General features: G+C 61.0%; 17 protein-coding genes and 2 pseudogenes. 4 read left to right on the top strand and 15 right to left on the bottom strand.

Annotation, left to right across the window (positions count from 1 at the left end; genetic code table 11):
- Positions 1-10 precede the first annotated feature (10 nt).
- Positions 11-241, top strand: a complete 231-nt coding sequence (locus QM600_RS05570; protein ID WP_283260477.1) for a PLD nuclease N-terminal domain-containing protein — start codon at positions 11-13, stop codon at positions 239-241.
- Here QM600_RS05570 and QM600_RS05565 read toward each other — a convergent pair.
- From QM600_RS05565 to QM600_RS05555, 3 genes are read right to left on the bottom strand one after another with little or no spacing between them, the layout of a single operon-like run.
- Positions 234-1,142, bottom strand: a complete 909-nt coding sequence (locus QM600_RS05565) for a ferredoxin family protein (RefSeq protein WP_283260597.1) — start codon at positions 1,140-1,142, stop codon at positions 234-236. The two genes, QM600_RS05570 and QM600_RS05565, sit on opposite strands and share 8 nt — an antisense overlap.
- 14 nt (positions 1,143-1,156) lie before the next feature.
- Entirely contained in the window at positions 1,157-1,729 is a 573-nt protein-coding gene (locus QM600_RS05560; RefSeq protein WP_283260476.1) for a YdeI/OmpD-associated family protein, read from the bottom strand.
- A 9-nt stretch (positions 1,730-1,738) separates the two neighbouring features.
- Positions 1,739-2,242, bottom strand: coding sequence for a hypothetical protein (locus QM600_RS05555; RefSeq protein WP_283260475.1), 504 nt, complete (start codon positions 2,240-2,242; stop codon positions 1,739-1,741).
- 88 nt (positions 2,243-2,330) lie between these two features.
- On the opposite strand from QM600_RS05555, the gene QM600_RS05550 reads away from it, so the two are divergent.
- The gene (locus tag QM600_RS05550) at positions 2,331-3,179 is read left to right on the top strand and encodes an alpha/beta hydrolase (RefSeq protein ID WP_283260474.1); all 849 of its coding nucleotides are present in this window, start codon (positions 2,331-2,333) and stop codon (positions 3,177-3,179) included.
- On the opposite strand, the gene QM600_RS29770 is transcribed toward QM600_RS05550, so the two are convergent.
- The 7 genes from QM600_RS29770 to imuA' all read right to left on the bottom strand — a co-directional run bounded on the left by QM600_RS29770 (position 3,111) and on the right by imuA' (position 10,167).
- Positions 3,111-3,623, bottom strand: a complete 513-nt coding sequence (locus QM600_RS29770; RefSeq protein WP_502942890.1) for a hypothetical protein — start codon at positions 3,621-3,623, stop codon at positions 3,111-3,113. The two genes, QM600_RS05550 and QM600_RS29770, sit on opposite strands and share 69 nt — an antisense overlap.
- 67 nt (positions 3,624-3,690) lie before the next feature.
- Positions 3,691-3,972 carry a hypothetical protein gene (locus QM600_RS29765; protein WP_502942889.1) on the bottom strand — a complete coding sequence of 94 codons (282 nt, stop codon included), beginning with the start codon at positions 3,970-3,972 and terminating at the stop codon, positions 3,691-3,693.
- A 283-nt stretch (positions 3,973-4,255) separates the two neighbouring features.
- On the bottom strand, positions 4,256-5,212 hold the full coding sequence (locus QM600_RS05540) for a R2-like ligand-binding oxidase (RefSeq protein WP_283260473.1): 957 nt from the start codon (positions 5,210-5,212) through the stop codon (positions 4,256-4,258).
- 66 nt (positions 5,213-5,278) lie between these two features.
- Positions 5,279-6,940 carry a sulfatase family protein gene (locus QM600_RS05535; RefSeq protein WP_283260472.1) on the bottom strand — a complete coding sequence of 554 codons (1,662 nt, stop codon included), beginning with the start codon at positions 6,938-6,940 and terminating at the stop codon, positions 5,279-5,281.
- Positions 6,941-7,042: 102 nt separating this feature from the next.
- Entirely contained in the window at positions 7,043-7,798 is a 756-nt protein-coding gene (locus QM600_RS05530; protein WP_283260471.1) for an alpha/beta fold hydrolase, read from the bottom strand.
- A gap of 21 nt (positions 7,799-7,819) precedes the next feature.
- Positions 7,820-9,373: a DNA polymerase Y family protein gene (locus tag QM600_RS05525; protein WP_283260470.1), complete on the bottom strand. Its 1,554-nt coding sequence runs from the start codon at positions 9,371-9,373 to the stop codon at positions 7,820-7,822.
- The gene (imuA', locus tag QM600_RS05520) at positions 9,370-10,167 is read right to left on the bottom strand and encodes a DnaE2-dependent mutagenesis accessory factor ImuA' (protein WP_283260469.1); all 798 of its coding nucleotides are present in this window, start codon (positions 10,165-10,167) and stop codon (positions 9,370-9,372) included. Before imuA' ends, QM600_RS05525 begins: the two co-directional genes overlap by 4 nt.
- Before the next feature lie 226 nt (positions 10,168-10,393).
- Between imuA' and QM600_RS05515 the strand changes: the two genes are divergently transcribed.
- Positions 10,394-11,593 carry a serine/threonine-protein kinase gene (locus QM600_RS05515; RefSeq protein WP_283260468.1) on the top strand — a complete coding sequence of 400 codons (1,200 nt, stop codon included), beginning with the start codon at positions 10,394-10,396 and terminating at the stop codon, positions 11,591-11,593.
- A 101-nt stretch (positions 11,594-11,694) separates the two neighbouring features.
- Here the strand turns inward: QM600_RS05515 and QM600_RS05510 are convergent.
- The 5 genes and pseudogenes from QM600_RS05510 to QM600_RS05495 all read right to left on the bottom strand — a co-directional run.
- Positions 11,695-11,988, bottom strand: a pseudogene (locus QM600_RS05510) (phosphatase PAP2 family protein); the annotation flags it as partial.
- 19 nt (positions 11,989-12,007) lie between these two features.
- A pseudogene (locus QM600_RS05505) lies at positions 12,008-13,021 on the bottom strand (glycoside hydrolase); the annotation flags it as partial.
- Positions 12,963-13,130 carry a glycosyltransferase gene (locus QM600_RS29760; RefSeq protein WP_502942887.1) on the bottom strand — a complete coding sequence of 56 codons (168 nt, stop codon included), beginning with the start codon at positions 13,128-13,130 and terminating at the stop codon, positions 12,963-12,965. The gene QM600_RS29760 and the pseudogene QM600_RS05505, both read right to left, overlap by 59 nt.
- Positions 13,131-13,240: 110 nt before the next feature.
- Positions 13,241-14,629: an FAD-binding oxidoreductase gene (locus QM600_RS05500; protein WP_283260467.1), complete on the bottom strand. Its 1,389-nt coding sequence runs from the start codon at positions 14,627-14,629 to the stop codon at positions 13,241-13,243.
- Entirely contained in the window at positions 14,629-15,468 is an 840-nt protein-coding gene (locus QM600_RS05495; protein ID WP_283260466.1) for a class I SAM-dependent methyltransferase, read from the bottom strand. The genes QM600_RS05500 and QM600_RS05495 overlap by 1 nt, the downstream gene beginning before the upstream one ends.
- Before the next feature lie 122 nt (positions 15,469-15,590).
- Between QM600_RS05495 and QM600_RS05490 the strand changes: the two genes are divergently transcribed.
- A complete protein-coding gene (locus QM600_RS05490; protein ID WP_283260465.1) occupies positions 15,591-16,268 on the top strand; it encodes a winged helix-turn-helix transcriptional regulator in 678 nt (225 codons plus the stop codon).
- Positions 16,269-16,339: the final 71 nt, after the last annotated feature.

Here is a 16,339-nt window from a genome sequence, read left to right as displayed (position 1 = left end):
GCGTTCGACCATGGACAACAACACCTCGAATCCGACGGTGCCTATCGGCTACGACATCGCCTGGGGCATTTCCGCAATCCTGTGGTTGGCGCTGACCGTCGTAGCCCTTCTCTCTGTTCTCAGATCGACCACGCTTCGATGGGAATCGAAGATCTGCTGGTGCGCCATTATCGCCATTCTTCCGATCTTCGGCGCGGCGGCGTGGTTTATATTCGGTGACCGCCCGAGTCACGTTAAGTGAGAAGCAGGCCCGAACCCAGTTCGCGAACAGACGTGGCGGTAACGGACCGAACAGGTTTGGGCGCCGCCCCACAACTCGGTGGACGCGGAGGCAGCTCTGAAGTCTCGGTCTCCACTTCCCATCGCCGACTGTCTACATGCTCAACGATGGATACTCCGCTACCCAGATCGATCACGCTCAGATCGTCGACACCGCAACTAATGTGCTGCCGCACAGAAATTTCCGACACCTGACCCTGCGGAGTCCAGGTGCTTCGGCCACGCAATCCCGACAGGTAGACGCTGCCACTCATTGCTGATTCGACGGCTTCGAGGCTGTCGGCTTCGGACAGTCTTCCGTAGGTATAGCCACTGGGCAGCAGGATCATCGACGGTGCAAAGCGATGCCCACCGGTGTGCGAACATTCCCATACATGCTCACCGAATGACCGAACCAGCTCTGCTGCAACAGGTCTACCGAAAACTGCGCAGCATTGGTCGCGCTTGCCGTGTGCACACACCAACACCATGGGTTCCTCGACGCGGTCGCCCAGACCTGGCGCCGGCCCACCGAGCACTGCAAAGTCGATCTCGAGGAGATCGACGGGTGAATCGATCTTCACCCGCTCGCACCAGGAATCGTCGGGGTGAGTTCGAGCCAGCAACACCGTGTGGCCGGAGGTCAGCGGTTCACTGCGACCCGGATGCCTGATGAACATGATGCGCACATCTGCGGCATCAGCCCGACGGATCAACTCCGCGGCAAGTTCCTCACCCAACGCGGTGCCGTCGAGCACGTCTCGGCCCCACGCGGCGGTGAACTCGAGACACACCCAACCACGCACCTCCGCGGCTGTACCTTCCAAGGGCTCGTCGACGGCAGAGAGTGCTGAGCAGGTCATGGCTTCGATCACGATGCCCATTGTGTCAGCTTCGCTCAATGAAACTTTTTGCCCTCCGCGAGTTGGCTGATGAACTTCTCGATCCGGCGCGTTCTGGTCTCCGGTCGCTTGGCCTCCTGCAACCGGTAGAAGATTGTGTACCGGTTCGTGGAATTCAGAGTCTCGTAGAACGCCTGCGCCTGAGGATTCTGGGCAAGCGCGTCGAGGAAATCCTGCGGCACCTCGGCTTTTGCCGATCCTGCGTACGCCCGTTCCCACCGACCGTCGGCCTTGGCCTTCTCGATCGCGGCAATGCCGGCCGGTTCCAACAGACCAGCATCAGCCAATCTCGCGACGATCTCCACGTTGCGTGTGGACCACGGACTACGCGTCGTGCGCGGGGAGAACTTCTGCACGAAAAAGTTGTCGTCCACCCGCTTGGATTGACTGTCGATCCAACCGAAGCACAGAGCGACATCGAGAGCTTGGTCGTAATCGATCGATGAATGCGATGAGGTCTTCTTGGCCATCTTCAGCCACACCCCCGGCACAGACTCATGATTTTGCGACAGCCAGCGGCGAAACTCCTCGCCATCGGCAAAATATTCGGTGCCCAGTTCTATCGCCATCGTCACTCCCTACAGTCTCGATGCCCACACTCTGACAAATCCTTGCGACAGGTATCCCAGAGTTCCCAGCGCCAATACCCATTTCGCGATGCTGACAGCCGAGGTGACTCGCACCGCTCCATCGGTGATGTGATCGCGGTGATCGAGCAGGTGCAATCCGACAATGTTCTCGATGTAGTCACCGACAGCAGAAAGTACCGGTGCTACAGCCAGAGCTTTCTGCGTTACCGGCGACAGGGGCACGTGCTCTCCCAGTCGCTGTGCACCCGCGCGTAATGCCATTGCGTAGACCGCCGGATGCACAAAGTCCGGGAAGTAGTGGCTACGGAAACGTGCGGTTTCGGCGTCATCCATTCTTGCCAGAACCTCGTGGTATCGACGAGCTGAGAATGCCGTCTGCACTTCCAGAACCCGCGGAGCCGCCGGACCCAGAAGTCTGACGATATTGGCTTGTGAGAGAACAAAAGTCGCGGACCATACGGCCATGGATCGCTGATTCGAGATTCTGAACATGACAGCAATCTTGCCAGTTGCGAAATGAATGAGTTAGACGAATGCGGGTATCCCTACCGGTCAGGCCCGATCGATCACAGGAGAGCCCATGCCCACCACCACCAAGCCGACGGTACTTTTCATTCATGGACTGTGGATGCATCCGAGCACCTGGGAACCGTGGACACAGGCTTTCAACGAACTCGGTTATGCCACGATGGCACCCGGCTGGCCCGGAGACGCGTCTACCGTCGGCGAGTCTCGCGAACATCCTGAGGACATTGCCGATCACGGGATCGACGAAATCACCAACCATTACGCACGGGTGATTGCCGACCTTGATGCACCGCCTATCGTGGTCGGCCATTCCTTCGGCGGACTGATCGCCCAAAAACTTCTGGGACAGAAATTGGCTTCTGCCGCAGTAGCTATCGACCCCGCACAACCCAAAGGTGTCCTGAAATTGCCTCTCGTGCAACTCGGCAGCGTGCTCCCGGTCCTGTCCAACCCCACCAACTATCGGAAGGCGTATTCCCACACCAAGAAGTCCTTTCACAAGTCCTTCGCCAGCGCGATCACGAAAGACGAATCCGACGCACTGTACGAGAGATACGTCATTCCGGCGCCTGGTCGACCACTCTTCGAAGCCGCTCTCGCCAACTTCTCGCCCCACAGTCCAGCAAAAGTCGACTTCAACGCAGACCGCGGCCCACTGCTGATGATCGGCGGCGGAAAAGATCGAACGGTCCCGAAAGCCAGCTCCGACAGCTCTTTCAAGATGTACCACAACGCACCAACAGTCAACGAGTACAAGATCTTTGACGACCGTGGGCATTCACTGACCATCGACCACGGGTGGCGCGAGATCGCGAACTACAGCTTGGCCTGGTTAGACCGACAGGGTCTGAGCCCGACCAACGGACATGGCGCTCAGAACGGTGGTGGGTCGTCCCCGTAATCCGCCGGCGTTCACCCCGAACCCGGGCAGCCCTTGTTCTCCAACCGACTCCGCCGCCGCGACCCACCCTCCGACAGAACCGGATCCGCCATCCCCGCGAGCAACCCCGCCGCCCGGGTCCGGAAACAATGCCCCGTCGGAGAAACCAAGCCGACCGTCCGATCCGGGTTCGGGGTATGCAACCAACGCCCGAAATGCAGTCTGCCCGCCACTAGCCGGATCAGCGTGATCGAACGACACCATATGGTCGAGATCGTAATTCCACGCCGGAACATCACAGTGCAACCACTGACAACTCCCCGCACGAACCCGCAACCACGTATCCAATGCCGCGCCGGGGCGGTAGACGAACGCCGACGCAGCCTCGCGGGCAGGCTCAGGCGCCCGCACTTCCTTGACGATCACAGCCTTCGCGATCTCTCGCGCATGCTCGGCACCGATCACCCCGTACCCGTCCAGATACGCCGGCTCGTCTTAACAAAGCACCCAACGCATCAGCCCGCCGCTGCTCCTACGTCCGCGAATCATGCCGACACACCAAGCACGCCAACTCCCGCAACCGGCGACCCGTCAACCCCGTCCCACCCCCAACCGCCGGAACCAACACCTGCTCCAGCACAAGGCGTTCCGCCTCGCCGATCAACTCATCCGAAACGTTCGCGGTCGCGGATTCGATCAACCCGACCCGATAGAGATCCAACTCCCCCTGCGCCATCGCCGCCCGCGTACGATGCAGACGCGTTTTCAACGCAATGCCCAGTCCGATGAGCTTCCCGGCGCCGGCGCGGCCCATCGTCTTTCGCCGCCCCGATCTCCGATTCCGCCAACTCGTGCGCGGTGGACAACCACGTCCCGGAAGCGGTGTGCTCGGCACTACGACGGGTGAAAAACTCCGCAATCGCAGCACACTTACGCTCCACCAACTTCGCTTCACACTCATGCAATTCGGCAATGAAATCGATGAGGGCGCAATCGGATTCGAAACTATGTTCGGAGAAAACCGCCACAGTCAAATCGGTCGGAAAAGTCAGAATATTTGTAATGGGCACTGCTGCTTACGGTTTGGAGAACCAGATTCAACCTGCGGCCTCACTCATCGCTGCTGCATCTTCTTCCCCGAACTTCTCCTCGAGAGTCTCGGGCGAGTAGTCCAGGTCGATTTCAGCTACATCGCGTCCACGTGCCGACTCGATTGCAGACAGGCGTCGCTGCGCTCGATCTGCGGCGTACTCGAGGAATTCCTGGTTGTCGAGGCCGAAAGGCTGCACCTCGAATTGTTCGTTGACCCAGTTGATCATTCCGAGAGCCATGGGCATCAACTCCCCCATCCTCTGCTGGACGACGTCCCAGTTGGAGTCGTCCGCCGCCACATGCCGACGGCAGGTGAAAGTCCCCCACGCCATGTGGCGTCGTTCGTCGTCGCCGATCTTTTTGATCAGTTGCTGCATTCCGGGCAGGATTCCGCGGGTGGCACATACCTTCTGCCAGGCGTAATAGCCCGTCAATGCCAGGCTGCCTTCGATGACGTGGTTGTAGGTGACGCTTGCGCGTACCTGATTGACGGGACTGGGATCGGTCTCGAGGATCCGCAACGACGACGGCAACTCCTCGTAGAACAGTTGGCGGTAGTAGGGATTGTCGGCGACGTAAGAATGCAAATCGTCGGTGAGTCCGACCGCATCCATCCAGAGTCGGAAAACCTGAGTGTGTTTGGCTTCCTCGAAACAGAACTGAGTCAGGTACATCTCGTCGCCGAACCTGCCCTCGGTGGACATTGCCTTCATGAACGGTTGAATGTCCTCGGTGACGGCTTCTTCTCCGGCGATGAACTGCGCACACAAAAATGTGGCACTACGTTGCTGCTCGCTGGTCAATTCCTGCCAGTCCTGGGCGTCCTGCGAAAAATCCAAGTCGGCGGGGTTCCAAAATTTGGCATTTCCTTTGGTGAACAAACGAAGCGGGAAGGAGTCCCAGTTCAGCCCTCCCGATCGGAGAGTACTGAAACCTTCTCGCCCCGGAGAGGTGAGCGTCATGACATTCCTTCTTCCCGAAACGAAGACATATGTCCCACTAGAATGCCCGCTGAACTACAACGTGAATCAGTTTTGCGGAACATTGCTCGATTCGGCCAGGGAAACACCCTTCGATTGCATCACCGCGAAGAGTTTTGTGTTCATCTCGGCGGCTTTGGCCGGCTGATAGAACGCAAAGTTGAGCGGGTTCGCAAGGTTATTCAGCTCCAGCGGATCGGCCGCCATGTCGTACAACTCGTACTGGGGCGCAGCAACTCCCGCCGGATCGAAGTACATCGTGTACTTCCAGCGACTGTCCCGGATACAGCGAATATGGTTCGGCTGCGTAACAATGCTCTGACCGTCCGGTGTCGCACAGTTCTGATCGTCGTAGGTGAAGAGAATCGTGTCCTGGACCTGCATACTCGGCGCGTTCGGATAGGCCGCCGCGTCGACAATCACCGGTGTCAGATCCGTTCCGAGAAAGTTCCACGCACCTCGGTCCGGCACCTGGGCGAGTGTTGCGAGCGTCGGCACCACATCGATCAACGACGCCAAAGCATCCGTCTGTACCGGATTGGGGAACAACAACGGATTGCTGATCACAAGCGGGACGCGCAAAGTTTCCTCGTAGGCATTGAACACCTTCTGCCGGAGCCCTCCATGCGACATCCCCATCTCGCCGTGATCGGACATGCGCACGATGACGGTCTGATCGAGCATCTGTGGGGTGGCTTCCAACGCATCGAGCACGCTGCCGATGTGCTCGTCCACCACCTTGTGCATGTAGGCGTAGAAGTTGATGTAGTTCTTGGCCTGGTCCGGTCCGAGCAGTGGTCCGAGTCCGGCGGCAAGCAACAACTCGGATTGAACCTGCGCGCTCGGTTTGTGATTGAAAGCCAGGATTTCGTCGAAGGTCGGCGGCAGTTCGATACCCTGCTCGAACGAACCGGGGGCGTCCGACCCGTAGTTGTCGCACGTGCCGTTCATGGCATTCCACGATTGTGGGTAGGCAAGTACGTCGTGTGGATTGACGAACGAGACGATGAGCGCAAAAGGTTTGCCTCCCTTCGCATCCGGTCCGGTAAGAAATTCTACCGCTTCTTCCGCGGCGCGACGATCATGATCGGCGCATCCCCCGCCGAAATGATCGGGATTGGTGTCCTGGCCGGCATCCGGTGGAACCCATCCCTCGAAACCGAATGCCGCGACGTCGTCGCTGGTGGGATCTCCGCCGTCGGAACCCTTACTCAAATGCCATTTGCCACGGTAATGAACGTTGTAGCCGGCCGACGCCAACATCTTCGCCAGGTTCTGCTCCGACGTCTGCAATTGCGGTTCCGTCGGAGATACCGTGCCGCCCTCGGTAAGGGTTCTGGTCACGCCATGCTGCGCCGGGTACAGGCCGGTGAAGAATGTGCTGCGACTGGGCGAACACATCGCCGTATTGCACACGGCTTGATCGAATGTGAGTCCGTGAGCCGCAATCCGTTGTCGGTTAGGCAGATTCCGCTCGACCCATCCTTGCGGCCAGTACATCGGCCGCCGTTCCTGGTCGGTAATGATGACCACGATATTGGGCTGGGCCGGAAATGAATCGCTGGGCGCTTTCCTTGCCGGCGTGTCTGCGGCGGTCGCCGACCCGATATCCGTCATACCTGCGAGAACCACCGCGCCCACACCACCCAAGAACATCCGACGGGGAACTCCATGACTGAGATGGTGGACGTTCGCAGTTTCTGGGCTCACGGAATGCGTCCTCTCGAGAGTGTGTCCTCAGAGTTGACCGTTTTGTCGCTTGTTACACATATTCGTTTCGATTCAGGCTCGTTCGATTCAGGCTCGTTCGATTCAGGAAATGAACGGCACTACTGCAGACTCGAATTCGCGGTAGCCGTCCCGATGAACACTGTGACCGGTACGAAATGACACGACCTCACAGCGTCTGAGCGTGGCCGCAACTTCGCGCAGGCGATCCGCATCGACCATTCCGCCGAGTCCACCGCGCAAGAACAAGGTATCTGCTTCGATCAACGGCAGCCTGTCCCACCATTGCTGATCCGGTCTGCGAAACTGCTCGAGCGCCGACCCTGTCATCGACCGATCGAATGAAAATGCGGCACGAGGATGTCGGACCAAACTTGTTGTGGCATGCCACAGTTCAGGGACGCTCGGTAACTTTTTCGTGAACACCTGTTCCGGATCGCCGGCGCGTAGCGGGAGCGGAGCTTCCTCGATGACCAATTTGCGGACTCCGGCGGGTCGTTTCTGCGCAATCAGCGACGCTGCATGCCCGCCGAGAGAATGCCCCACCACATCGACTTGGTCTAATTCCAAGTGATCGCACACGTCCATGACGTCCTCGGCGAACTCCTCGAACAGGTACGACGACGCCCTGTCGCTCCGCCCGTGTCCACGAAGATCTGCAGACACAACCCGCCGATCGCGAGACCGTAATGCCCGGGCGAACCTGTCCCAGGTTCGGCTGTCACCGCCCATCCCGTGAATCAGGACTACGGGCGGAAGTTCGGCAGCACTCGAGTTGGCACCGGAATCTCGGTAGCTGATTTCGATTCCACCGGCACTGCGTACGTTAGCGACACTCACGAGATCCCAGAGTAGACCCGCTCACTCGTACACGCCTTCCACCGACCACCTTCCCCCTTCACAGATCACCAGCAGAGCCCGCGATTGTTCCAACAACACCTGCGCCCGCGCCGCCGTCCGCACCGCTGCCGTGTCCCACCATCTCTCATCGACGGGCCACGGCCCCGCCCAACCCTGCACCGCCCATTCCTTGCTTCCCCACGTCAGCCTCGCAGGCCTCGCACTGAACACCCCTCGTTCGGTGACGTATACCGCGGTGCCCGACGCATCCCGGAGCACTACCTTCGGATTGTCGACGAAGATCGATCCCGGGGCCGGCTGCGGCAGTCGCCCCGGCCACGGCGACGTCGGGTCGTGCACCGCCACACGTTCATCACCCAAGGGTAACAAGGTAATTCGCTCCAACGGGCCCCTTCCTCCGCTGAGAACTCCCACCTGAACCGACTCACCGCCCAACAATCCCTGCACTCGAACCAACGCGCGCCTGGCCCGTTCGTCCTCGTCACCCACCCCACCCCACAGACCCAATTGCAAAGCGCCGGCGCTGACCACTTCCACCGGTTCCAGACGCAGTACCGCGATTCCGGCGGTGGGTTTGGCTTCGCTGCGCCCACTCAGCCATCCGTCGAGTTGCCACCGCACTCGATCTGCCGTTCCCTCCGGCGTCAACGGCTCCGCGCAGCGCCACGTACGAGAGAGATGCTCACCGTTCCCGGTACTCGCCGAGATCAGCAACCTCGTGCAAGCAACTGCTGCTCCCGACAACTTGTCATGCAGGAGACTCGCCAACGCACGTCCGGCGAAGGCTGCGGCGTCCACTCGCTCGATGGACGGGTCGTACTGCTGCTCCACCTCGAGATCCGGCGGCAGTGTCCGCGCCGACGGTGGCCGCTCGGGTTCACCGCGGGCCGCCCGGTGCGCCAGTACCGCATCGGCACCGAACCTCGACGCCACATCGACGGCAGGCAAGTCGGCAAACGCCCCGATGGTTCTGATCCCGAGGCGATGCAGCAGGTCCACCAACTCACCGCGATGCTGCGCAGACAAACTGGGCTCAGCTGCCAACTCCGACATCGGCAGTGGTGCAAGGAAACTCGCGCCGCAGCCTGGCGGAACCAGCACAGCTCTACGCGCGGCAATCACCGCCGTCGACAGCTGATCTGCCACCCCCACCTGACATTCGACGCCCACCGCCGCAACCTGATCCACCAACCGCTCCGCTGCGGCTTCCTCGCTGCCGAAATACCGGCTGACACCACGCGCACTCAGTACCAACAGCCCCGGACGGAGCACTTCGATACCGGGCGCTGCCGCATCGACCGCGGCCGCAACCGGCTCGAACAACCGAGCATCACGCTCCAGATCTGCAACCGCCACATACAGTTCCGGGCATCGCGCCTGCGACTCGCGTCTGCGTAATCCTCGCCGAACCCCTTCGGCCCGTGCCGTCGCACTGCACGCAATCACCCGGTTGCCGGAGGTGACAGCCACAGGATGTGTAGCCGGAAGATCAGCCAGCGCAGCCGCTGCCACTGCCGGCCAGTCCGGGCACCAAAGAGCCAGAACCCTGCTCACAGCGCCACCACCTGAGCTGCACTTACCTCGCGCGTCGGCCGCCATTCCACGTGTCCGGCCGCACTGCAGATATCCAGACGCGTGGTGCGCGGCTGGAACGAACGTCCGCGGGCACGCACTGCAAGGCTGAGCGATTCGAGCCGCCCCCGCCCCAGCGCCCGCCCTTGGCCGAAGCCGCCGTACCCCTCGACCCGCGCATCCAGCCGGATCTCCGCTCCATCCCAATGACCATCCGTCACAACAAGAGTGGAACCCTTACTTCGAGCACGCGCCACCACTGCCCGCGCCCGCGATGGCGGCACCGACGCCCCAGCCAATCCCAAAATCACCAGGTCCATACCGTCGAGCAGCACGGCGGCGACCTCGACCGGATCGGGGCCGGGAGCCGGTATGAAGGCCAGGCGTTCCAACTTCGCACCCATCTCGTAGGCGGCCAACACTCCCAACCGAGGCTGGCCAATGACGGCAACATGCCCACCCGAAGCGGTCACCGATGCCATGAGCCCCACAAGCAGCGACGCCGCCCCTTCCACGGACACCACGGTGCCCCGCACCAATCCGCCCTGTGGCAGCAACTCGGCGATACCGGCAGGCACGGGCAAGATGCCCGCTTTTGCCGCTCGGTCCACGGGCACTCCCACCGAAGCGCCAGTAGGAAACGACAGAACAGCCTTCCCGTCGCCACCGGCCGGAATGGATGCCATCCGATTGCGGAGTTGCGCCAACCGATCCTGACGGGACAAGTCCGACTCGCCGATCGCGGACTCCACTACTTCGGTCACCTCTTTTTTCATCCCCGTCCTGTGAAACTCCGGAAAACTCGGCAAGCGATCCATAGCCAGCCGGCAAACCACGGGGAAGTCGAGGTCTGACACGCGTCGAACAGACAACAAATCGAACATATTTTCGAATCGTTTTCCAGTAAAGCCTGTCACTTACGGCACGTCAAGGCGGGACAAAGGGCCCAGTTCACACCAACCTCGAGGGTCACAGGCGTATCAATCCACTAACCTTGAACTTGTGACAGTTCGAGAGCAGACCGGGAGGGGCATCGGCCCCGAATACCTGCTGGCGGGGCGGTACCGACTCCGCTCCAAAATCGGCGGCGGCGGCATGGGTGCCGTCTGGCTTGCCCGCGACACCCTCCTCAGCCGCGACGTCGCGGTGAAACAGGTCACTACTACGGCCGGACTCGACGACGAGAGCGCCGAAGAGATCCGCGAACGCACAATGCGCGAAGGCCGCAACGCCGCCAAACTCTCACATCCCCACTCCATCGGGATGTACGACGTCGCGCTCGAAGCCGGCGAACCGTGGCTCGTCATGGAGTACTTCCCGTCGCGCAGCCTGGCCCAGGCCATGAACCTCGCCGATACTCTGCCACCCCTCGAAGTCGCGCAGATCGGCGCACAGATCGCCGACGCACTCACCGAGGCTCACGCCGCCGGCATCGTCCATCGAGACATCAAACCCGGCAACATTCTCATTGCCGACCGCGGTACTTCTCTCGGCATCGTCAAGATCAGCGACTTCGGGATCGCACGCGCCAAAAGCGACGGAGCCGATCGTCAGGACGAAGTCATCACCGGTACACCGGCGTACTTCGCCCCCGAAGTTGCGCGTGGCGACGACCCCACCGAAGCCAGTGACGTGTTTTCCCTCGGCTCGACGCTCTACACCGTCATCGAAGGTCAACCGCCGTTCGGAATCGACTCCGATCCCATCGCTCTGTTGCACCGCGTCGCCAAGGCCGAGATTTACCGCCCCACCAAATCCGGGCCGCTCACCGACGTCCTACTCCAATTGCTCGCACCGGATCCGACGCGTCGGCCTACCATGGCGCAGGCCCGCGACGCACTCGCCGCCGTCGCCACCAACGGTGATTCCATCGATCAACTGATCGGCACACCGCTGTACTCGGCCGAGGGCGTCGTTCCGGCCTGGGCACACCGCACCACGCAACTCCCCGATCCACACCGACGCAACCGACTGGTCGGCCCCACCGTCACCGGATTGCCTGCGGTCCAACAGAATACGCCGCTCGGCTCCGTACCCAGCCCACTGGATTTGTTCTCGTGGCCACCTCGGATGCCCACCGGACCGGCAGACGCGAGCACCAGGGACAAAGTCGTCGTCTGGGCTCCCATCGCCATGACCGCAATGGTCGCGATCATCATTCTCGCCACGATTATCGTCGTCATCCTGGTGCTCACTGCTTGACGAAATCACGCTCGCGAACACCGCCATCGGTACCGACACTCCTACGGCGAGGACACCGGTGAGCACACCGAAGGGATGTGGATCGAGGACAAGCGCGATCATCACCGTGCCATCGGACCGCCCACCAGCGTGGCTACCAGTGCCAAACCTCCCATTCGGCGACCACCCACCGCGACCATCGCGGCAACGAGGCTGACGATCGCAGCGGCCAGCAGTACCGATCCCATGACATCGCTGAACCGATGCCATCCATCGCCCATGATGTCGCGGCTGACCAGCGTCACCCACACCGCACAGGGCACGATCCCGGCCAATCGCATCCACGATGGCGCGATCAGGAGCAGGCCGAGCGCAATACCCATCGCGCCGGCAACATGACCGCTCGGAAACGTGTTTCCCCATTCTGTCGTCGGAAAGCCACTGGAAGTCCGTCATCGGCTCAGTTCCGGCCGCCTCGTGCCGGGTGGCGAAGAACTTCTGCATGGTCGCCATCCTCGGGCCTTCCTCCGCGATGGTTTGTGCGTTCAGGGTGTAGTTCAGTGGGGTGTTGTACAGCATTGCCAACAATGCGCGATTGGTTTGCTCGGCCGGCAGTTTATTGAAGGACAATTCCCATCGATCCGTGCTTACTACCGAATCGTGCAGCATCGTCTCCTACAGCGGCACAAGGTATTTCGGATCGAACATGCCGGTTTTCAGCTCTGACGAAAGCTCGACGGGCTTGAAGAAGAAGGCCGGGCCGTTTTCCCCCCAGTAAGCACCCCAGTTCGCCTTGTCTCGTTCCGCTTTCCAGAGGCCGTTCATCACCGGCGTGCTCGATCCGTGGCTGAAGGACACAACGCTGTTGGCCCACGATCCGGCTGTCTCCGAGCTCAGGTAACAGCCACGGCCGCTGAACCCCCCTTCAAAGTCTCCCATTTTGTCAACGACGCAGGCGTCGGGCCAAATCCCTTCGGGCCACGAAGACGAGGGATTATCGACCTCACCAGATGGGTCCTGCGCGTTGGCGAAGGTGTCGTACGGCCCGACGAGAAAGCCGTAGTTCGTGGCGGTTTCGACGGCGTCGCGGGTCATCGGCTGGTCGTCGGAGTCGTAGCCGAGCCACATCTTCGTGATGCCGAGGTCATGGAGTTGACGTATCGCTTCGGGAGTGCGCGCGTCTCCCCACAGATAGGCGTGAAAGGCACCGAGCAGCTTGGCCGTATCCGGATTCTCGGCAATCTTCTGCTGCAGCGTACGCAGGCCACCCTGCTCCTCGAGCAGACTGCGGTAATCCAGTGCCGGGGCCACCGGGGATCCGTCGGTGACTGACAAGGCAACCGTGTAAGTGCCGGTGCCCTTCTCCCGACTGAACTCGTGTGTTGCGGTGCTACGCAGCCGACCCTCTTCCGAGGTGAAGTTCAACGAGGTACCGAGGTCGGTCGGCATCGGGAAACTCACGTAGGGCCTCGGCTACGGCGAGTCCAGGATAGACATGTCCACCAGTGCCACCCGCTCCGATGGCGACTCGAAGAGTCGATCGCGGTTCGTTTGTCATACCGGCACTGTGCGTGACCAAGATTAGAACACTGTTAAACACCACTCAGCACAGCCTGGGAAGCAGATCAGCCTCCCCCTACGCCAACGAGCCCACCCGAACCGGAATTCTCAGGCCGGTTTGATGTTGGCATTGAGATGGAAGACGTTGCCCGGGTCGTATTCGGCTTTGATCCGAGCCAAACGGTCGTACTTGCCAGGCCCGTACGAACTGCGGACTCGATCTTCGTCGGCATCGGTCATGAAGTTGACGTACCCGCCAGGATTGGATGACAAGGGACGCAATGCTTCCCAGGTATCACGCACCCACTCTCGATCCAGATCCAGCGTTCCTTCATCGGTGGCCGTGGCCGTCATGTTGCACACGTAGTGCGGAGTGCGCGTGCCACCGAACGCCGTCTCGTCCTCACCGACCGAGGTGAAAGCACCCTGCATCGGAAAAATCGGCATGAAAGACATCGGTGACAATTTCTTCCCCGCGTGTTCGGTCAGAACGTCGATCACCTCATCGGAGAAATCCTCGAGATCCAAGGCCTTCTCGTATGCGTATGCGCCCCAAGGTTCGGACTCGTCGAGCATCGACTGCAACCCGACGTACGGGAGTGGCGTGACAAACTCGAACAGCGGTTCCAACCCCTCACGAATCGGCGCAATCGCCTTCTCGTGCTCCGTCGCAGATCCGAAACCCGCTACCAGCAAGGCATATCCGGGACGCAGATGAAACTGCTCCGGAACGAACGGCGCCGGCGGCGCAGACAAACTGACAGCCACCAACGCACCGCCATTGCCCGGCAGCGCAGGCACCACCTCACGGAACAAACGCAGCGCATCCGGTCCGTCGTCCATGCCCCAGAAGAACAACCCCAGATGCACCTCCGGACCGACCTCACTCACCCGATACTCGAACTCCGTCACCACCCCGAAATTGCCGCCGCCACCGCGCAGCGCCCAGAACAAGTCGGGATGGTCGTCTTCGGACGCGCGTACGACCCGACCGTCGGCAAGCACCACCTCCGCCGACGCCAGGTTGTCGATCGACAATCCGAGCGATCGCGTCAACCACCCCATCCCGCCGCCGAGCGTCAACCCACCGATGCCGGTATCGCTGATCACCCCACCCGTGACAGCCAGACCGTGCTCCTGCGTCGCAGAATCGAGGTTCGCCATCGTCGCCCCGCCGCCGGCCCACGCTCGGCGCAGGTTCGGATCAACCTTCACCTCGTTGAGCCCACTGAGATCGATCATCAGACCGTCCTCACACACCGATGCGCCGCGGTAGGAATGTCCACCGCCCCGTACCGACACTTCCAACGAGTTGTCCCGGGCAAATCCCAACGCTTGCACTACATCTGCTGATCCGCGGCACCGCACTATCACCCTTGGCCGATGGTCGATCTGACCATTCCAGATCGACCGAGCATCGTCGTAACCCTCGTCATCGCGGCCGAACACCGGGCCCGTGATCGAGGATCTCAGCACCTCGACATCAATAGTTCTCATCACACACCCCTCACACAGGTTACGAGTAAATACTCCCAGTCCATGCCGAAGGAACTGTCGCCGTCGTCGTACTTACGAGCCAACTCCACCAGTTCCCGATCCAGAGCTTCCGTTCTGTCGCGATCGTCGGAGATGTTGCGGTAGACGGCGATAGTCGGACCGTAGTTGGCCTTGAAGAAGTCGCGGAAATCCTCCGGTCCACCAAACCTGTCCACGTGCAAGATCTTTCGACGCGCATCGAACTCACCCACCAAATCGCCGAACAACCGCCGCACATGGTTCTCGTCACCCCACAGCGGCGCAGGTTGCGCGCCGGGCGGCGGAGCCGGCGCATACGGTTTCATCACTTTGAACATTTCTCCGATGAAACCTGCTGGAGTCCAATTCAGTACACCGACCCGACCGCCGACGCGACACACTCGCAGTAGCTCGTCGGCTGCCCGTTGATGGTGCGGCGCGAACATGACCCCGACGCACGAGAGCACCACATCGAATTCACCATCGGTAAAGGGCAGGTTCTCGGCGTCGGCTTCCTTCCACACCAGTTCGACACCCGCCTGCGCCGCAGCACGCTTTCCCGCCTCGAACAGTTCAGGCGTGAGATCGGTTGCCACCACATCCGCCCCACGCACTGCAGCCGGAACAGCCGCGTTTCCCGCCCCCGCTGCTATGTCAAGGACACGGTCGCCTTCCCCGACCTCGCACCCCTGCACCAGGACGGGCCCGAGGTCCGGGATAACCTGCGACGCCACAGCAGGATAGTCACCCAACCCCCACATGACCCGGTGCTTGGACTTGAGCACCCGATCCGATACCACCGTATCTACTGATTCAGTCATTACATTCTCCTCCAACTGCTTTCGCAGTAGCTTCCGTTCTGACAGTTGACGCTACGACGGGATTCGCAACCCCTCCAGTACCAGATCTGTACCGCGGCAACTCGTCGGCCTACGATCGATACATGGGGTCGTCGTACCACCAGTTCTGCCCCGTCGCCAAGGCGATGGAGCTCTTGGACGAGCGCTGGACACTACTGCTGCTCCGCGAACTCATGATGGGAAGTGAACACTTCAACGACTTACGACGCGGGCTTCCCCGAATGTCCCCCACACTGTTGTCCAGACGACTGCACCAACTCACCGTCGCCGGCATCGTGGAACGAAACGACAGCAACGGAGCCATCGCCTACCGCCTCACCGATGCCGGCCGAGAACTCCGCCCCGTCGTCGAAGCACTCGGAATCTGGGGCACCCGTTGGATCGGCGAACTCGGAGACGGAGATCTGGATCCGAAACTTCTGCTCTGGGACATGCATCGCCGCGTAGACCATTCCGTAGTCCCCGACGGAAAAGCTGTGGTCCACTTCGTCTTCTCCGGAGTACCCGGGCATTCCCGGAACTGGTGGCTGGTCATCAACTCCGGCGAAGTCGACGTGTGCGACAACGATCCGGGTTTCGACGTCACGGTATCGATATCTGCGGGGTTGCGACCGATGACGGAAGTCTGGCGCGGCAATCTGACCTGGGCCGACGCCGTCAGATCCGGAGACATCACCATTTCCGGGCCCGCACCGCTGCGTCGCGACCTCCCGGCTTGGTTCGAACTGTCCACCTTCGCCACCATCCCGCGCCCGGTATAGCTCTTACCAGCACCGTTCCAAGCTGTTACAGAGTTGTCGCAATCTGTGTCACGGTTGACGACATGTCACCA

The organism is Rhodococcus sp. IEGM 1379 (assembly GCF_030056815.1).
GTDB lineage: Bacteria > Actinomycetota > Actinomycetes > Mycobacteriales > Mycobacteriaceae > Rhodococcus_F.
This window is presented reverse-complemented; position numbering and strand designations above follow the sequence as displayed.